The 15,941-nt window shown below is 62.5% G+C and carries 13 protein-coding genes; 5 read left to right on the top strand and 8 right to left on the bottom strand.

The features are described 5' to 3' along the window. Window positions 1-956 precede the first annotated feature (956 nt). A complete protein-coding gene (locus AC4DF4_RS04415; RefSeq protein ID WP_490046903.1) occupies window positions 957-1,178 on the top strand; it encodes a type II toxin-antitoxin system VapB family antitoxin in 222 nt (73 codons plus the stop codon). A gap of 6 nt (window positions 1,179-1,184) precedes the next feature. Beyond that, complete coding sequence (locus AC4DF4_RS04410; RefSeq protein ID WP_490046902.1) at window positions 1,185-1,610, top strand: PIN domain-containing protein; 426 nt, start codon at window positions 1,185-1,187, stop codon at window positions 1,608-1,610. A gap of 207 nt (window positions 1,611-1,817) precedes the next feature. On the opposite strand, the gene AC4DF4_RS04405 is transcribed toward AC4DF4_RS04410, so the two are convergent. Beyond that, window positions 1,818-3,941, bottom strand: a complete 2,124-nt coding sequence (locus AC4DF4_RS04405; RefSeq protein WP_490046901.1) for a RecQ family ATP-dependent DNA helicase — start codon at window positions 3,939-3,941, stop codon at window positions 1,818-1,820. Window positions 3,942-4,051: 110 nt separating this feature from the next. Between AC4DF4_RS04405 and AC4DF4_RS04400 the strand changes: the two genes are divergently transcribed. Next, the gene (locus AC4DF4_RS04400; protein WP_490046900.1) at window positions 4,052-4,780 is read left to right on the top strand and encodes a peptidoglycan recognition protein family protein; all 729 of its coding nucleotides are present in this window, start codon (window positions 4,052-4,054) and stop codon (window positions 4,778-4,780) included. Then, window positions 4,780-5,166, top strand: a complete 387-nt coding sequence (locus AC4DF4_RS04395) for a YkgJ family cysteine cluster protein (protein ID WP_490046899.1) — start codon at window positions 4,780-4,782, stop codon at window positions 5,164-5,166. The genes AC4DF4_RS04400 and AC4DF4_RS04395 overlap by 1 nt, the downstream gene beginning before the upstream one ends. Here the strand turns inward: AC4DF4_RS04395 and AC4DF4_RS04390 are convergent, their stop codons facing one another. The 5 genes from AC4DF4_RS04390 to AC4DF4_RS04370 form a co-directional block, all read right to left on the bottom strand. Further along, complete coding sequence (locus AC4DF4_RS04390; protein WP_490046898.1) at window positions 5,167-6,303, bottom strand: acyltransferase family protein; 1,137 nt, start codon at window positions 6,301-6,303, stop codon at window positions 5,167-5,169. Between the two features lie 15 nt (window positions 6,304-6,318). Further along, window positions 6,319-7,434: a glycerate kinase family protein gene (locus AC4DF4_RS04385; protein ID WP_490046897.1), complete on the bottom strand. Its 1,116-nt coding sequence runs from the start codon at window positions 7,432-7,434 to the stop codon at window positions 6,319-6,321. A 3-nt stretch (window positions 7,435-7,437) separates the two neighbouring features. Beyond that, window positions 7,438-9,723, bottom strand: a complete 2,286-nt coding sequence (locus tag AC4DF4_RS04380) for a Tex family protein (protein ID WP_490046904.1) — start codon at window positions 9,721-9,723, stop codon at window positions 7,438-7,440. 342 nt (window positions 9,724-10,065) lie between these two features. Then, window positions 10,066-12,111, bottom strand: a complete 2,046-nt coding sequence (locus AC4DF4_RS04375) for a hypothetical protein (RefSeq protein ID WP_490046896.1) — start codon at window positions 12,109-12,111, stop codon at window positions 10,066-10,068. Beyond that, window positions 12,108-12,353 (bottom strand): LysR family transcriptional regulator, encoded by a 246-nt coding sequence (locus AC4DF4_RS04370; RefSeq protein WP_490046895.1) that lies wholly within the window; start codon window positions 12,351-12,353, stop codon window positions 12,108-12,110. The genes AC4DF4_RS04375 and AC4DF4_RS04370 overlap by 4 nt, the downstream gene beginning before the upstream one ends. A gap of 134 nt (window positions 12,354-12,487) precedes the next feature. On the opposite strand from AC4DF4_RS04370, the gene clpB reads away from it, so the two are divergent. Continuing rightward, window positions 12,488-15,061 (top strand): ATP-dependent chaperone ClpB, encoded by a 2,574-nt coding sequence (gene clpB / locus AC4DF4_RS04365; protein WP_490046894.1) that lies wholly within the window; start codon window positions 12,488-12,490, stop codon window positions 15,059-15,061. A 25-nt stretch (window positions 15,062-15,086) separates the two neighbouring features. Here clpB and AC4DF4_RS04360 read toward each other — a convergent pair whose 3' ends face one another. Then, a complete protein-coding gene (locus AC4DF4_RS04360; protein WP_490046893.1) occupies window positions 15,087-15,293 on the bottom strand; it encodes a YMGG-like glycine zipper-containing protein in 207 nt (68 codons plus the stop codon). Further along, the gene (locus tag AC4DF4_RS04355) at window positions 15,290-15,751 is read right to left on the bottom strand and encodes an EF-hand domain-containing protein (protein ID WP_490046892.1); all 462 of its coding nucleotides are present in this window, start codon (window positions 15,749-15,751) and stop codon (window positions 15,290-15,292) included. The genes AC4DF4_RS04360 and AC4DF4_RS04355 overlap by 4 nt, the downstream gene beginning before the upstream one ends. Window positions 15,752-15,941 lie beyond the last annotated feature (190 nt).

The raw sequence follows: 15,941 nt of genomic DNA, 5'->3' as shown, positions 1-15,941 counted from the left end.
GTGCCACGGAACAACTGGCTATTGAGATAGTGATGTTTTTCGATGAGCGCGCGGTAACGATCACGTCCGATGGCATCGTCAGGATCGATCAATCGAACGCGCACATGCTCAAGGACATGCTGTTCGGGCATTGCCGGGACGCGGTAGCGGGATGTGGCCATGCGCGAGTTGTGCCCGGAGGCGCAGAACATGTTCAGTAATTTGGCTCAATCAGCTGAAAACCAGATTTTTGCCGATTTTTAAAAATCCGCCGTGCGCCCCAGCGCGAAAGAGCAATCCGAGCTTGCTGGGGAGATCAGGTTCTCGTATCAAATGTCCATCAGCCAGCCCGCTGAGATTTTAACAATTTAACGGAAAGAAAAATTTCCCCGGCGAGTTCCTTGTCCTTGGAGACGTCCTGATGGGCGCTCTTGTCGTAGCGGAAGATGTTGAGAAGATCTTGGACGGCGGCGATTTTCTCCGGGGTCGAGAGTGCCAGTAATTTTGTGGAAATGATTTCCCGCTGATTCGTGTTAGTGATTGTTGGGCATGCGGCTTAAGGTGGGGAGGCGTGAGGGTGAGGCTGGGTGCGCGAAGATCAGACTCGGAGCGAGACGCTCCGAGCACGGTCTGGCGCGAGACGCGCCAGCCACTTTGGCCGCCTTCTCATGAAGTTGTGCTTGTTTCGGGGATAAACAGGGGCTCGCAGTGAGAAATTAGGGCGTCGCAGTGGATTGGGATGGTGAAAACGTGAAGATCTCCGGCATCGCAGTGGATTTTGAGGGCGTCGGAGTGGAATTGGGAAGTGTCGCAACTTCTGGGCCTGCACCCGCAGGCCACAAAGCAAGATTGATCTTTGTAGCCGCTCAGTGAATCGGGGAGAGTAATGGTGAAATTTAGGAAATAATCATCAAAATGATGCATAATTAAATTTGAATTGATGGGAAATGAGGATAGGCTACGGCATGAGAATCACAGTGGATATCGCAGATGACGTCTTGGCCGAGTTGCTGAAGATCACCGGGGACAAGAACAAGAGTCCGGCGGTGGCGCGGGCGGTCACTGAGTTTGTGCGCCGCAAACAGGCGCGGGAATTTGGCCGGATGATCCGGGAAGGAGTTTTCGACTACCCGGCTCCGGCGGTGGATGCGGCAGGTCTTGATCTCGCCAATCCGGTCCCACCCCTCTACCAAGACTGAGCCGCCATGGTACTCGTGGATTCATCCGCCTGGATCGAGAGCCTCCGCCGGAATGGCGACATGAGGGTGAAACTCGCAGTGGAAGGACTGCTGGAAGCCTATGAGGCCCAGTGGTGCTCACCGGTCCGTCTGGAAGTCCTCGGCGGTGCTCGCTTGGAGGAACGCGCGCTTCTCGGGAAGCGCTTTTCGGTCATTCCTTACCGCCCGTGCCGCGAGGACGACTGGGACCGCGCCGTCGCCCTCGCCTGGCGGCTCCGGGAAAAAGGTCTCACCATCCCATGGCTCGACGTCCTCATCGCCGCGATCGCCATCCACGACGGGGTGCGGCTCTATGCGATAGACGCTCATTTTCAGGAAATCGCCAAATACTCCGGCCTCCTGCTCTATCGACCGGGCTATGGCGGGAGTTTTAATGATGTGGATGACGGCTGATTGAGTTCGGTCTGCCTGGCTGAGTGTTATTCGGTCCTGTTTCAATGGATGTGGGGTAAAGCCGGACTCGCGAAGTTCAGACTCGGAGCGAGACGCTTCGAAGACGGTCTGGCGCGAGACGCGCCAGCCACTTTTGAGTGAAGCGGGCCTTGTTTCCGGGCGGAAACAGGGGCTCGTGGTGGAATTGGAAGGCGTCTCTGCAGCGGGCTAGCACCGGAATTTTTTCCAGGCGACGATGGCCGTGAGAAACGGCTTGGCGTAGCGCTGGACTTTGGCGGCGCCGATGCCGGGGACGTGGAGCGCTTCTTCGGCGTTGACCGGCTGATAGCGGGCGAGGGCTTCGAGGGTCTTGTTGCCGAAAATGACGTAGGAGGGGACGTCCTCGCGCTTGGCGATTTTCTCGCGGATGTCGCGGAGCATCGAGTAGAGCTGGCCGTCGAAGCCGTGGTCCTTGAGGGCGACTTCCTTGCGGCCGGCCTCGGGATCGGGCCAGACGAGCTGATACTTCGCCTCGCCGCGCATGACCTTGTCGCCGAGGGGCGTGAGGGTGAGCAGCGGGAACTCGCCGGTGATGGTGACGACCAGTCCGGCGTCGGACAGGGAGCGCATCAGGCTGTTGAGGTAGCCCGCACCCTTGTCGCGGAGGATGCCGTAGGTGGTGAGCTTGTCGAGGCCGCCGCCGATGATTTCCTGGGACTTGCTGCCCGCTAACATCTGGACGATGCGGCCGCGGCCGTAGCGCGGCTCCCAGCCGTTAGCGGTGCGGCGGGACATCCGGGCGACGCCGCTGAGCGCCTTGCGGACGACGGTGGTTTCCTCGGCGGTGGGCGGGCGGTTCTCGCCGGAGCCTTCGTCGCGGCAGACGTCGCAGGTGCCGCAGACGCCGGCTTCCTCCTCGCCGAAGTAGCTGAGAATCCACTGCTGGCGGCAGCTGCGGGAATAACACATTTCCACCATCGACTTGAGCTTCTCGCGGTCGCGGCGGTCTTTTTCCTCGATGGCGTTCTCGTCGAGCTGGAGGCCGCGGGCGAGCACGTCCGGCTTGAGCAGGCGGGTGCCTTTCATGCGCTTTTTCGGGATTTCGAAGCGCTCGACGTAGCCGCCGCGGGCGAGGATGGCCATCGCGCTGCCGACGGACATCGAGTTCTTCACGTCCGCGTTCTCGGCAATCTCGTCGAGCGTGCGGTGGACTTCGAAATCCTTGTCGGCCTCGTTGAGCAGGTATTGATAGATCGAGCGGACGATGGCGGCGGTGGGGTTCGCGCCGTCGATGAAGAATTCCTGGGTGCGGGTGTCCGCGTAGTTGAAGAGCATCTCGCAGAACGCGTTTTCCCCGTCCCGCCCGGCGCGGCCGGCCTCCTGATAGTAGGCCTCGACGCTGCCGGGGATTTCGTAATGGATGACGAAGCGCACGTCCGAGCGGTCGATGCCCATGCCGAAGGCGTTGGTGGCGACGGCGATGCCGACCTTGCGGCTGATGAAGATTTCCTGCGCCCGCTCGCGCTCCTGGTCGCCCATGCCGCCGTGATAGGCGACGCACTTGACGCCCCAGCTGGCGAGCGTTTCGGAAACCGAGTCCACCTTCTTGCGGGTGGCGCAGTAGATGATGCCGGTCTTGTGGGCGGCGATGATAGACCGCATCCGCTCGTCCTTCTGCGCCGCCTTGTCGACGGAGGAGATGTTGAGTGATAGGTTCGGCCGGGAAAATCCGCTGACGCGCTCGAAGGGCGAGCGCAGGGCGAGCACCTGGGTGATGTCCTCGCGGACGACGGGGGTGGCGGTGGCGGTGAGGGCGACGCATTGCGGCCGGCCGATTTTCTCCAGCGACTTGCCGAGGCGCAGGTAGTCGGGCCGGAAATCGTGGCCCCACTGGCTGAGGCAGTGCGCCTCGTCCACGGCGAAAAGCGAGATTTCGATGCCTTGGAGGGCGTTGAGGAAACTCTCGGCGCGGAACCGCTCGGGGGCGACGTAAACGAGCTTCCACTTGCCGGCGCGCATCCCGTCGAGCCGCTCTTTTTGCTCGGGCCAGGAGAGGGTGGAGTTGATCATCGTCGCGGCGATGCCGCGGGCGACGAGCGCGTCCACCTGGTCTTTCATCAGCGCGATGAGCGGCGAAATCACCAGCGTCACGCCGCCGAAGCAAAGCGCGGGGATCTGGAAACACAGCGATTTCCCGCCGCCGGTCGGCATGACGACGAGGCCGTCGCGGCCGGAGGTGATTTCCTGGATCACTTCTTCCTGGCCGTCGAGAAACCCGGAAAATCCGAAATACCGCTTGAGCGCCTCGTGGGGCGTCATGATCAGCGGTTTGGAATCAGGAGCGGCGGACATCGTGTGCGCGAATGAACAACACCCGGCGCGCCGAGGTCAACTCCGGAGCAAGTCGCGGATTGGAGGAGATTTGGATTTCCGAAGAAAATCGGCCGTGGTAATTTCCGCCCGTGCAATCCCTTCGCTGGCTACTTCCGTTCGCAGTGCTGGTGTTCGCCTGTCTCCAGTGCGTCCCGATCGGGCCACCCGGCGGGGGGCGGGATCAGTATCGCCCCCCCAGCCGGGTGATTCCCCAACAGTCAACCGGCTCGGGCGGCGGGACCTCGTTGTCGGCGATGCTGCGCCAGGTGAATTTGCAAACCGACATGGTCCGGCGCGGCACTTACGGCCGCAGGGTGGTCCGCCCGATGATCCCGCGCTACATCACCATCCACAGCACCCAGAATTATACGGCGGGGGCGAGGCAGCATTCGCTGGCGCTGAAGAACGGCGCGCTGCGCTCGGCCAAGACTCGCTACGGCAACCGGATCGGCTTCCTGATCTGGCATTTCACGATCGACCAGGGGGTGGCCATCCAGCACATGCCGACGACCGAGCAGGGCGAGCACGCCGACTTCGGCGGTCCGGGGAACCGGCTGTCGATCGGCATCGAGATGTGTGAGAACCGCGGCAACAACCGCTCGGCCACCACCGAGCGGACCGCCAAGCTAACGGCGGTGTTGATGAAGAAGAACCGCATCCCGCTGCAGAACGTGGTGCCGCACTACCACTGGCCGCGCCGCGGGAAAAGCCCGGCTAACAAGAACTGCCCGCATTTCCTGATGGACGGCGGCCGTCCCGGTTCGAAATGGCGCGGGTTCCTCGGACGGGTGAATTATTACTACCGGCGGCTGGATTGATGATGAGTGAAATTCCGATCAACCACGGCAGCCCGGGAAACCGCGAGGTCACGCTGGAGCCCGATGTCCATTACGTCTGCCAGCGCTGCACCGCCTGCTGCAAGTGGCCGGGCGACGTGCGGCTCGAGGAGCATGAGATTCTACCGATCGCGGAGTTCCTCGGTCTGGCAGAACAGGATTTCCTCGACCGCTTCACCCGCCTGCGGACGAACCGGCAGGGGCTCTCGCTGATCGAGAAGGAGAACCACGAGTGCGTCATGCTCGACGGCAATGCCTGCCGCATCCATCCGGTGAAGCCCGAGCAGTGCGCCGGGTTTCCCAACAAGTGGAACTTCCCCGGCTGGCGGCAGGTCTGCGAGGCGATTCCGGTGCCGGTGGTGAAATGATCAGGACGCGGTGAGGCGTTTCCAAAGCGCGCGCGGCGAGGCGGACTTGCAAGCCAGCGCCGGCTTCTCGACGAGGTGCCAGCTCAGCAGCGCCAGGACGAGGGCCCCCGCATAGACCGCCACCACCGAGCGCGTCGAAGTCATCAAGCCGAGCTGGACGAGGACGTTGATGACGACGGAGTGATAGATATAAATCCCGTAGGAAATGTCCGTGCCGCGCAGCAGTCGGTTGGAAAGGGCGCGGCAGGTGAACGCCGCGGCGATGGTGCCGAGGGCGAGCAGCGCGCGCGATGGCAGATAGGCGAGGTAGAACGGCAGCGAGCGGTGTTCGACACAGGTTCCCAGCAGCCAGGTGAAGGCGACGAACCCGAGCAGGTAGTGAAGGAACTTGCCCTCAAGCCGGGTCTTGAGCGCATCGAAGTTCCAATGGATCAGGATTCCTAGCAGGAACATCCACAGATGCGGAAGCAGCGTCACATGAAGCAGCTTGAAAAACATCGGCGCGCCGGTGAAGCCGCCGGGGCCGTTGACCTTGTCGTCCATCACGCAGTAGCTCGCGAACGAGACGAGGAACAACCCGGCGATGAGCACATAGGCGGATTTTTTCTCGCGGCCGAGGAAATGGAGAATGGGGATGAAGGCGTAGAACTGGAGTTCCACCGTGATCGTCCACAAGGCGCCGTTCGCCACGCCGATGCCGAAGCCGCGGAAGTGCTCGGGATTCCAGAACTGGAAGAAGCTCACTTGTCCCGTTAGCCAGGCGGCGAAGGTTTTGGAGAAGATGAAATCAGGCTTGAGGAACCCGAAGCTGGCGAGAACCGCCAGCGTCACGAGCAAGCAGGCCCACAAGGCCGGGAAGATCCGCAGGCCGCGCCGCCAGAAATAGCCGCCGAGGTCTGCCGGGTTTTTCTCGTAGGACTTGGTGATGAGAAAGCCGCTGATCACGAAGAAGACCGGCACGCCCGGCAGCAGCATCAGCGCGTCGAAGACCTGCTTGCCCCATGCGGGAAGCTGCTTGGCCAGACCCGTGTGGCCGACGGCGTGAGCGACCACCACCTGCGCCGCCGCCAGCAGACGGATGAGGTCGAAGTTGTTCTGCCGGTGCGGTGAAATCATCGTGCGGATGCGGGACGGCATAGTATCTAATTTCCCTCAAGGCGAGCCTAATCCCGCTTCGACGACCCGCGCCGTGAGAAGCGGGCCGGCTCGGGAGATGAGGGTTGCGAGAGGGAGTCCGGTATCGGCAAGCGCGTGGATGGAGCGGAAAATCCGGCTGGCGCGCGCCGAGTCGTCGGCCTGCCCGCAGAAGCCGGTGACCGGGACGGACAAGCGGTTGGCGAGGCGGGCGAGGGCGACCGGACCTTTCCCTCCGAGGCTCTGGTGGTCGAGCGAACCTTCGCCGGTGATGACGTGATCAGCCGCTTTGACCCGGGTTTCCAGATCCAACAGCCGGGCCAGCAGGTCGAATCCGGAAACCAGTTTGGCATCGGCGAAACGCAGCAGCCCGAAGCCCAAACCACCCGCAGCACCAGCTCCGGGCATGAGTGCGGCTTCTCCGCCTCTGCTGATAGTAACGAGGTGGGCGAGCGCGGCTTCCAGCGCGGTTTTGTCTTCGGGTGCCGCGCCTTTTTGTCCGGAGAAAATCGCGGTGGCCCCGCGCGGGCCGAGAAGGGGATGGTCCACGTCGCACGCCGCGATGATTTCCGGGAGGGCGATGCGGTGTTTGAAATCCACGCGCCGGAGCTGCAGCAGATTGGCCGGGATTGGGTCGATTTCTTCGTCGTTCGCAGCGAAGAAAGCGATCCCGAGTGCGGCCGCCATGCCGCATCCGCCGTCATTGGTCGCGCTGCCGCCAAGGCCGAGGATGACGCGCGTGACCGCGTGCCGGGAAACGGCGTGGGCGATTTGCATCCCGACGCCACGGGTCGTGGCATGCGCCGGATCGCGCTCGTCGGTTGCCAGCCGCCACAATCCGGCGGTCTCCGCCATTTCAAGAACCGCAGCGGGGCCTTCGGGCGTGTCGGCTAACACGTAACGGCTTTCGATGCCTCGTCCCAGCGCATCGACTGCCGGGCAGGTGATCCATTTCCCGTGGAGCGAGGAAATCAAAGTCTCCATGAAGCCCTCGCCGCCGTCGGAAATCGGGCAGAGATCGAGTTCCGCTTCCGGCTCGATCCGGCGGATGCCTGCCGCGATCGCCTCGGCGGCTTCAAGGGCGGTGAGCGAGCCTTTGAACTTGTCCGGGGCGATGAGGAAGCGGCGCGGCACGGGTTATTTCTTCTTTGCGTTCTGGAGGGCTTGGGAGAACCAGTCGTTGTTGGGCGCGGCGTTGGGCTTGAAATCCGGCGTCCGGCCCTGCGGGCGGGGGCGGTTTTGCTGCGGGCCGCGGTCGTCGCCAGTGGAGCGGCGGTTGTCGAGATCGACCTTGCTCTTCATGGAGAGGGCGATGCGGTTGCGCTTGAGATCGACCTCGACCACGGTGACCTGGACTTTCTGGCCGACCTTGACGACTTCCGACGCGTCGCGGATGAAGTGGTCTGCTAGCTGGGAGACGTGGACGAGCCCGTCCTGATGGACGCCGACATCGACGAAGGCTCCGAAGGCGGTGACGTTGGTGACGATGCCGGGCAGCTTCATGCCGATTTGTAAATCGGACGGCTTCTCGACGCCTTCGACAAAGGAGAACATCTCGAACTGCTTCCGCGGGTCGCGGCCGGGCTTGGCGAGCTCGGCGACGATGTCCTTGAGTGTCGGCAGGCCGACCTGGTCATCGACGTATTTGGTGAGGTCGATCTTCTTGCGGGCGGCTTCGTTGCCTAGCAGTTCCTCCACCTTGCAGCCGGCGTCGGCCGCCATTTTCTCGACGAGCGGGTAGCGTTCCGGATGGACGGCGGAGGAGTCGAGCGGGTGCGCGCCACCACGGACGCGGAGGAATCCGGCGGCTTGCTCGAAGGCTTTTTCGCCAAGACGCGGGACTTTCTTCAACTGCTCGCGCGAGGTGAAAGCACCGTTTTCATTGCGCCAGGCGACGATGTTTTCGGCGAGCGAGGCGTTGAGGCCGGAGACATAGGAGAGCAGCTGCTTGGAGGCGGTGTTGAGCTCGACGCCGACGGCATTCACACAGCTAACCACGCTGTCGTCGAGGCTGGCCTTGAGCGCGCGCTGGTCGACGTCGTGCTGGTATTGGCCGACGCCGATGGCTTTGGCGTCGATTTTCACCAGCTCGGCGAGCGGGTCCATCAGGCGGCGGCCGATGCTGACCGCGCCGCGGACGGTGACGTCCTCGTTAGGGAATTCCTCGCGGGCGACGTCCGAGGCGGAGTAGATCGAAGCGCCGCTTTCATTCACCATCACGACGGGGATGGAGGAGGGGAGTTTGAGTTTCTTGATGAAGGCTTCGGTCTCGCGGGAAGCGGTTCCGTTGCCGATGGCGATGGCTTCGATGTCGTGCTTTTTAATCAGCCCCATCACTTCGACGGCGGCTTCATAGGCCTGGTTCTGCGAGCCGGCGGTGGCGTGGAGGACGGTGTGGTGGAGCAGCTTGCCGGAGCGGTCGAGCACGACGGTTTTGCAACCGGAGCGGAAGCCGGGGTCGATGGCTAACAAGCGCTTTTCACCCAGCGGCGAGGCGAGCAGGAGTTCGCGGAAATTGTCGGCGAAGACGGTGATGGCGGTTTCGTCGGCGCGTTTTTTCGCCATCAGGCGGGCCTCGGTTTCCATCGACGGCATGAGCAGGCGCTTGCAGCCGTCCTCGACGGCCTGGGCGACGTGCTTGCCGGCGGGGCCGTTGGATTTCACCCAGTCCGGCAGGGCGGTGGCGGTGACTCGATCAAGCGGGACTTCGACGCGCATCAGCAGAAATCCTTCCTTCTCGCCGCGGCGGATGGCGAGCGTGCGGTGCGACGGGATGGTGTTGAACGGCTCGCTCCATTCGAAGTAGTCGCGGAATTTCTGCGCGTCCGCTTCCTCTTCTTTTCCATACATGATCTTGGAGGAAACGGTGGCGTCCTCCTCGTAGATTTTCCGGACGCGGCCACGGAGCGGGGCGTCATCGGCGACGCGCTCGGCGATGATGTCGCGGGCTCCGGCGAGGGCTTCGACGATGGTGGGGACTTCCATTTCCGGGTTGAGGAAATTGGCGGCTTCCACCTCGGGATCGGCGGCTTGGTTTTCGAAAATGAAGTCCGCCAGCGGCGTGAGGCCGCGTTCGATGGCCTTGGTGGCGCGAGTCTGGCGCTTCGGACGGAACGGCGCGAAAATATCCTCCACGGTGGCGAGGGTGAGCGCTGCTTCGAGTTTTTTCTTCAACTCGGGGGTGAGGAGCGAGCGCTCTTCGAGCGATTTCAAAACCGCGCTGCGGCGGGAGTCCAGCTCGGCGAGTTGGAGCATCCGGTCGCGGATGGTGGTGATCTGAACTTCGTCGAGCGAGCCGGTTTGCTCCTTGCGGTAGCGGGAAAGGAAGGGAACCGTGCCGCCCTCGGCGAGCAGCTTGGCGGTGGTGGTGACGGAGGAAAGTGAGATTCCGGTTTCGCGGGCGATTGCTTCGAGGTGAGTCATGCGGGTGGTCGTTTTAGGCGGCGCGTGGGGCGTGGGCAAGAAATTGGAGGGGGGAATTTGTGGGAGACTCACCGCATCCTGAAGAGAGATTTTTTGAAATTTATCTTGCGGGGGTAAAAAGTTTATGCGAGTTATTAATCGCTGTGAGTGAGTTATTTATCTTGGTAAGTAATTAGCTCATCTGTCATTTCCTGGTTTCAGCTGGGTGCCGCAAAATTCCGGTCGAATTCCGGGGGGGAAACGATCGGATGGTGGAGTCCTGCTGAAACTCTTTGGGGGGAATGTGCGTAAAAAAGACGTGGACCGGCAACGGCCCACGTCTTTTTTCGTTTCGCGAACGAGTCACGGGCGGATGATTTTCAAGCGGATAAAGCGCCGCTCGGCCTCGTTCGAGGGGATGAAATCGCTGGCGGCGAAGTTGCTTGCGGTGTTGACGCTGGGCGTGAGGGATTGCCAGGTCGCCAAATCAGCGGTGACTTCCGCCGTCCAAAGAATGTCGGTGGCCGCGGTGTTTTTGGAGCTGGCGATCGTCAGGTAGCCGCCGGATTGGCCAGTGGTGACGGGGGAAATGCTGGCCAGCTTGGGATGGAGGGCGAGGGCGTATTCGAGCAGATTGGCCAGATTGTCGCCGTCCGGATCGGCCGTTTCGGCGCTGATCGCGGAGTTGGTGATTTCGGAAATTGAAAAATTCGCGAAACGCCAGGAGTCGAAGGGTTTGTCCTGAATCGTGATGGCCGCCGATTGCGCAGCGTCGCGGACCAAGGCGAAATCCGCGGCGATGGCCACGGTGACGTTCCGGTTGCCTTGGGCGAGGTTGTCGGCGACCGGGACGATTTGCAGCGTGGTCGATGCCTGCCCGGCAGCGAGGGTGACGCTGGCGGGAAGGGCTTGGAAATGCGTGCCGGAAACGGCGCTGCCGCCGACGGTGATGGGGACGAACAGCGGAAGCGTGGTGTCTCCAGTGCGGGTGATGGTGACGAGGCCGGCTTGTGAATCGATTTCGCGGGCGGTGGGTGTGGTCGCGACGACGGTGACGGCGGGCAGGCTGTGCCAAGCGAGGGCGTAGGGTGTCGAGGTGGATGAGGTGCTTTCGACGACGAGCGCGTAGTTGCCGGGCGGCAGCGCGGATTGGTAAACGAGCTCGACGTTGTCCACGCTGCTGAGGCTCGCGGCGACTTCGGAGCCGAGGGCGAATCCGCTGGCTTGATAGAGGCGGAGGTTGAGGTTTGCGAGGGTGGTGCTGAGATTGCCCCACGAGGGGCCGTTGAGATTGTCAGTGATGACCCGGTGCCAAGTGAGGTCCGCGCTGAACGGGGTGGAGGGCGCGCCAGCGGCGATGTTGAAGAAGTAGGTTTTCGGCGAACCGGCGGCAACGGATTCGGCGGCCCAGCCGCGGGATTTGCGCAAAATGCTGCTTGAGGCGGTTTCCTTTCCCGCCCGCAGCGCGTTGTAAGCGTGGCAGATGTTGAGCTCGCCGGCGCCGTAGCGGAGGTCGAGCGGGCGGGTGGGGGTGTTGGACCAGGAGGGGACCGTGTTTTTGGTCGCGGTGGCGAGCAGCAGGGATTTGAGGACGCGGGGTTTGTCCGCGCCAGCCAAGGAGTAGGGAGCTGCCGCGAGTTTCGAGTAAAGCAGCCCGGCAGCGCTCGCGACCATCGGCGTGGTCCAGCTGGTGGCGTATTCCGGAGCGGCACTCGGCGCGACGATGTCGGGCTTGATTCTTCCTGCATCTCCGGAGGTGATGAAATCGAGGGTCGTGAATCCGGCACTGTGCCCGTTGTCGTCGCGGCCGACCGAGATGGTGTGGTAGCTTTGACCGAGGCTTGCGGGAAGGATCGTGCTGTTGCCGTTGTTGACGCCGACCACGCCCACGAATCCATCACGGTTGATGGCGAAATCGAGTCGCCGGTTGATTTCCGTCGCGTCAGCTTCTGTGAAATTCGGGTCGAGGGTTCCGATCCAGCTGTGGTTCTGGACGGTGTGGGATTCCGTATCAGGCGGACTGTTGCTGCCTGTGTTGAGAAAGCCCGCACCGATCCAGCTGTTCGCATTGTAAAGACCGACCGGGCAGTTGCCGGCAACGAGGCTGGTGGTGTTGCCGTAGAAATTGGTGGCGACATGCTGGGCGTGGCTGCTCACGCCGGAAGTGCCGGACAGATTGGTGAATGTTTTCCCGGTGAAGAGAGCGCTCGTGGTGTCCGGCAGGAAGTTTCCCGAACTCTCAGGAGCCTCGACTTGCGTGAATCCTTGGCTGGGAGCCGCGGGCAGCTCGGCGGCGGCGAGGAGCTTGAGCCGTGCGTAGCCGATTTCATCCCGCCAGTCCGCCGAAAGCGGGGTGGCCCCGATCAGGCAAAAGCAGGCGCCGACCGTCGTTCTGACTCGGATTTTCACGAATGGATGGGTTTGGACGTCTGAATGAAGCGCCGAAAACTACTGCCACCGGGCATGGGGTCAAGGGCGTTTGAATTCAGGATTCGCCCGCCGCGCTCCAGCAGCGTCGTGTCCAAAACCTCTTCCAGCGCCTTGATCTGGCGGCTCAGCGCCGGCTGGGTGAGCCGCAGCGATTTGGCCGCCGCGGTGATGCTGCCGGCTTCTCCCACTGCCAGAAAATGCTTCAGTTGGCGCAGTTCCATGGCGGGATTCTATCGTTCACCGGCGGCGGTGCCATCCTCCTTTATCGCGGCCGGGAGGTTTCCCGCTGAAAATAGAACAAGCGATGCATTGCCACAAACCGCATTCTTGTTTACCCTGTGGAAAACTAACGGCCATGGGACTCGAAAAAATCACTCAAAAACTCCAGGAAGCGCTCCAGTCGGCGCAAAGCATCGCTTCCAAATCCGCTCATCCCGAGTTGAAGAGCCTGCACGTGTTGCTCGCCCTGCTCCAACAGGAAGGAGGCATCACCACGCCGATCCTGCAAAAAGCCGGCGTGGATATCGCTCGCCTCAAAGCCTCCGTCGCCGCCGCGCTCGCCCGCGAACCGAGCGTCCAGGGCGCGACGACCCAGCCGCAGATCAGCGTCGGTCTCCGCTCCACGCTCGATGCCGCGGACGCCGCCCGCGAAGCGCTCGGCGACGACTATCTGAGCGTCGAGCACTTCATCCTCGGCGCCTTGAAAGGCGACTCGCCGGCCGGCAAGCTCCTCAAGGAAGCCGGACTGGATGAGAAAAAAGCCCGCGAAGCCATCACCGGCGTCCGCGGCTCGCAGAAAGTCACCGACGATTCCCCCGAGGGAAAATACCAGACGCTCGAAAAATACGGCACCGACCTCACCGCCCGCGCCCGCGAGGGCAAGATCGATCCGGTCATCGGCCGCGACCACGAAATCCGCCGCTTGCTTCAAGTGCTTTCCCGCCGCACCAAGAACAACCCGGTCCTCATCGGCGAGCCCGGCGTGGGTAAGACCGCCATCGTCGAGGGCCTCGCCCGCCGCATCGTCTCGGGCGACGTGCCGGACTCGATGAAGGACAAGCGGATCATCGCCATGGACCTCGGCGGCATGTTAGCCGGCGCGAAATACCGCGGCGAGTTCGAGGAGCGGCTCAAGGCGTTCCTCAAGGAAGTCACCGATTCGGAGGGCCAGATCATCCTCTTCATCGACGAGCTCCACACCATCGTCGGTGCCGGGGCCAGCGAGGGCGCGGTCGATGCTTCGAACCTGCTCAAGCCCCAGCTCGCCCGCGGCGAACTCCGCACCATCGGCGCGACCACGCTCGATGAATTCCGCAAGCACATTGAAAAGGACGCCGCGTTAGAGCGTCGGTTCCAGCCGGTCATGGTCGGCGAGCCGTCGGTGGAAGACTCCATCGCCATTTTGCGCGGGCTCAAGGAGCGCTACGAAGTCCACCACGGCGTTCGCATCCAGGACGGCGCGCTGGTCGCCGCCGCCGTTCTATCCGACCGCTACATTTCGGGGCGTTTCCTGCCGGACAAAGCCGTTGATCTCATCGACGAGGCCGCCGCTCGCCTGAAGATCGAACTCGATTCCATGCCCACCGAGATCGACGTGCTCGAGCGCCAGATCCTCCAGTTGGAAATGGAGAAGAAAGCCCTCGAAAAGGAGACTGACAAGGCCTCCGTCACCCGCCTTGAAAAGGTCAAGGAAGAGCAGGCGAATCTCCGCGAGAAATCCTCCGGCCTGATGGCGCAGTGGCGGAACGAGAAGGCGATCATCGACCAGGTCCGCGCCGCCCAGGAAAAAATCGAGACGCTCAAGAACGAGGTCGAGCGCGCCCAGCGCATCGGCGATCTAACGAGAGCCTCGCAGATCACCTACGGCGACCTTCCCGGAGCCCACGGCGAGCTGGAAGCCGCCAAAGACCAGCTCCACGCGCTCCAGGCGCAAGGCGCGTTGCTGACGGAGGAAGTCACCGAGGACGACATCGCCCGCATCGTTTCCTCGTGGACCGGCATTCCCGTGAATCGTTTGCAGGAAGGCGAGAAACAGAAGCTCGTGACCATGGAGCAGCGGTTGGGAGAACGCGTCGTCGGCCAGAAAAAGGCGATCAAGGCCGTCGCCAACGCCGTCCGCCGCGCCCGCGCCGGGCTTCAGGACGAGAACCGCCCGATCGGTTCGTTCATTTTCCTCGGCCCCACCGGCGTCGGGAAAACGGAGCTGTCCAAGGCGCTCGCCGAGTTCCTCTTCGACGACGAGGGCGCGATGGTCCGCATCGACATGTCCGAATACATGGAAAAACACAGCGTCGCGCGGCTCATCGGCGCGCCTCCCGGTTACGTCGGCTACGAGGAAGGCGGCCAGCTCAGCGAGCGGGTCCGGCGCAAGCCGTATTCCGTCGTGCTCTTCGACGAGATCGAAAAAGCCCACCCGGATGTCTTCAACGTCCTGCTCCAAGTCCTCGACGACGGCCGCATCACCGATGGTCAGGGCCGCACCGTGGACTTCCGGAACACCGTGCTGATCATGACTTCCAACATCGGCTCGCAGTTCATCCTCCACGAGGGAAACGCCGAGCAGCGCGAAGCCAAAGTCACCGAGGCCCTGCGCGGTCATTTCCGTCCCGAGTTCCTCAACCGCATCGATGAAACGATCATTTTCGACCGCCTTGAGCGCGAGGAAATCACCACCATCGTCGATCTCCAGCTCGCCCGTGTCCGCCAGCGCCTCGCCAAGCAAGGACTCGCCCTCGCCCTGACGGAGGCCGCCAAGGAACACATCGGAACACTCGGTTACGATCCGGTTTACGGCGCGCGGCCCCTCAAGCGAGTCATCCAGCACCTCTTGCTGGACCCGCTCAGCCTCGACGTGCTGGAAGGCAAGTTCAATGACGGCGACGTGATCCAAGCCGACGTCGAGGGCGGTCAGATCGTGTTCAAGAAGTGAGGTGATAGGGTCGCGCATCCGCCGGTCACCGGTGCTTGGCGACCTCGCCTCCTACCAGACCACCGACAGCGGCTCCGACGGCGGCCCCGCCCCAGGAATCGGTGATGAGACCTCCTGCCAGACCTCCGACCGCCGCGCCGCCGGCCTGGCCGCGCCAGACGTTCGGATCGGACGAGCAGGAGGGGAGAGCGAGGAACGGAAGGACGAGGGCGAGTATGGAAATGAGTTTCATGACCGGACGGGGTTGGCAGGTTTTCTGACAGAAGTGGCTCCGGGAGCTTGCCGGATTTTGGAACGGTAGGCGGTGACTTCGGCATGGCTCAGGCTGCCGTTGCCGTTCGTATCGATCTGTTTGAACAGCTTTTTCAGGCTCCCCTCGCGATCGAAGGTGGCGTCGGCTTCCTTGCGGTTGATGTAGCCGTCGCCGTTGCGGTCCGCTTTGCGGAATCTCGCGGCCTCCAACTTCGGGTTGACGTCCTGCCACTCCTTTTGGGTGACCTTGCCGTCGTGGTTCGCATCCGCGCAGGCGAAAATCTCGCGTTTCATGTAGGCGTCGAATTCTTGCGGCGAACCGGAGCCGTCCCGGTTGGCATCGAGCCTGGTGAAGGCGTCGCCGGTGGTGCATCCCGAGAGCAAGGCGAGCACTCCGCAAGCGGCGATGCCCTGGGTAAGTCGATGATGGATTGTCATGGCGTGTTGGTGTTAGTTTTCAGGAACTTCAATGGCGGCGCATGTTTCTTCATCCGTCTCCGGACGAGGATTTTCCCACCCATGACTAAACCCTAGCTGGCAAAGGCGACTTGATCACTCCGGAAGACTGTGCGAAATTCGCAAATTATGGACGGGTCTGATTGCCCCCCGACGGACGGGTCTGTTGCCG

Source organism: Luteolibacter sp., from assembly GCF_058122085.1.
Note: the sequence above shows the minus strand (reverse complement) of the source record. Positions and strands in the feature narration are given on the sequence as shown.

Bases quoted from the DNA above. Each gene is read 5' to 3' on its own strand.
- AC4DF4_RS04410 (WP_490046902.1), top strand. From the start codon at position 1,185: ATGGTACTCGTGGATTCATCCGCCTGGATCGAGAGCCTCCGCCGGAAT.
- AC4DF4_RS04405 (WP_490046901.1), bottom strand. From the start codon at position 3,941: ATGTCCGCCGCTCCTGATTCCAAACCGCTGATCATGACGCCCCACGAG.
- AC4DF4_RS04395 (WP_490046899.1), top strand. From the start codon at position 4,780: ATGATGAGTGAAATTCCGATCAACCACGGCAGCCCGGGAAACCGCGAG.
- AC4DF4_RS04390 (WP_490046898.1), bottom strand. From the start codon at position 6,303: ATGCCGTCCCGCATCCGCACGATGATTTCACCGCACCGGCAGAACAAC.
- AC4DF4_RS04380 (WP_490046904.1), bottom strand. From the start codon at position 9,723: ATGACTCACCTCGAAGCAATCGCCCGCGAAACCGGAATCTCACTTTCC.
- AC4DF4_RS04370 (WP_490046895.1), bottom strand. From the start codon at position 12,353: ATGGAACTGCGCCAACTGAAGCATTTTCTGGCAGTGGGAGAAGCCGGC.
- clpB (WP_490046894.1), top strand. From the start codon at position 12,488: ATGGGACTCGAAAAAATCACTCAAAAACTCCAGGAAGCGCTCCAGTCG.
- AC4DF4_RS04360 (WP_490046893.1), bottom strand. From the start codon at position 15,293: ATGAAACTCATTTCCATACTCGCCCTCGTCCTTCCGTTCCTCGCTCTC.
- AC4DF4_RS04355 (WP_490046892.1), bottom strand. From the start codon at position 15,751: ATGACAATCCATCATCGACTTACCCAGGGCATCGCCGCTTGCGGAGTG.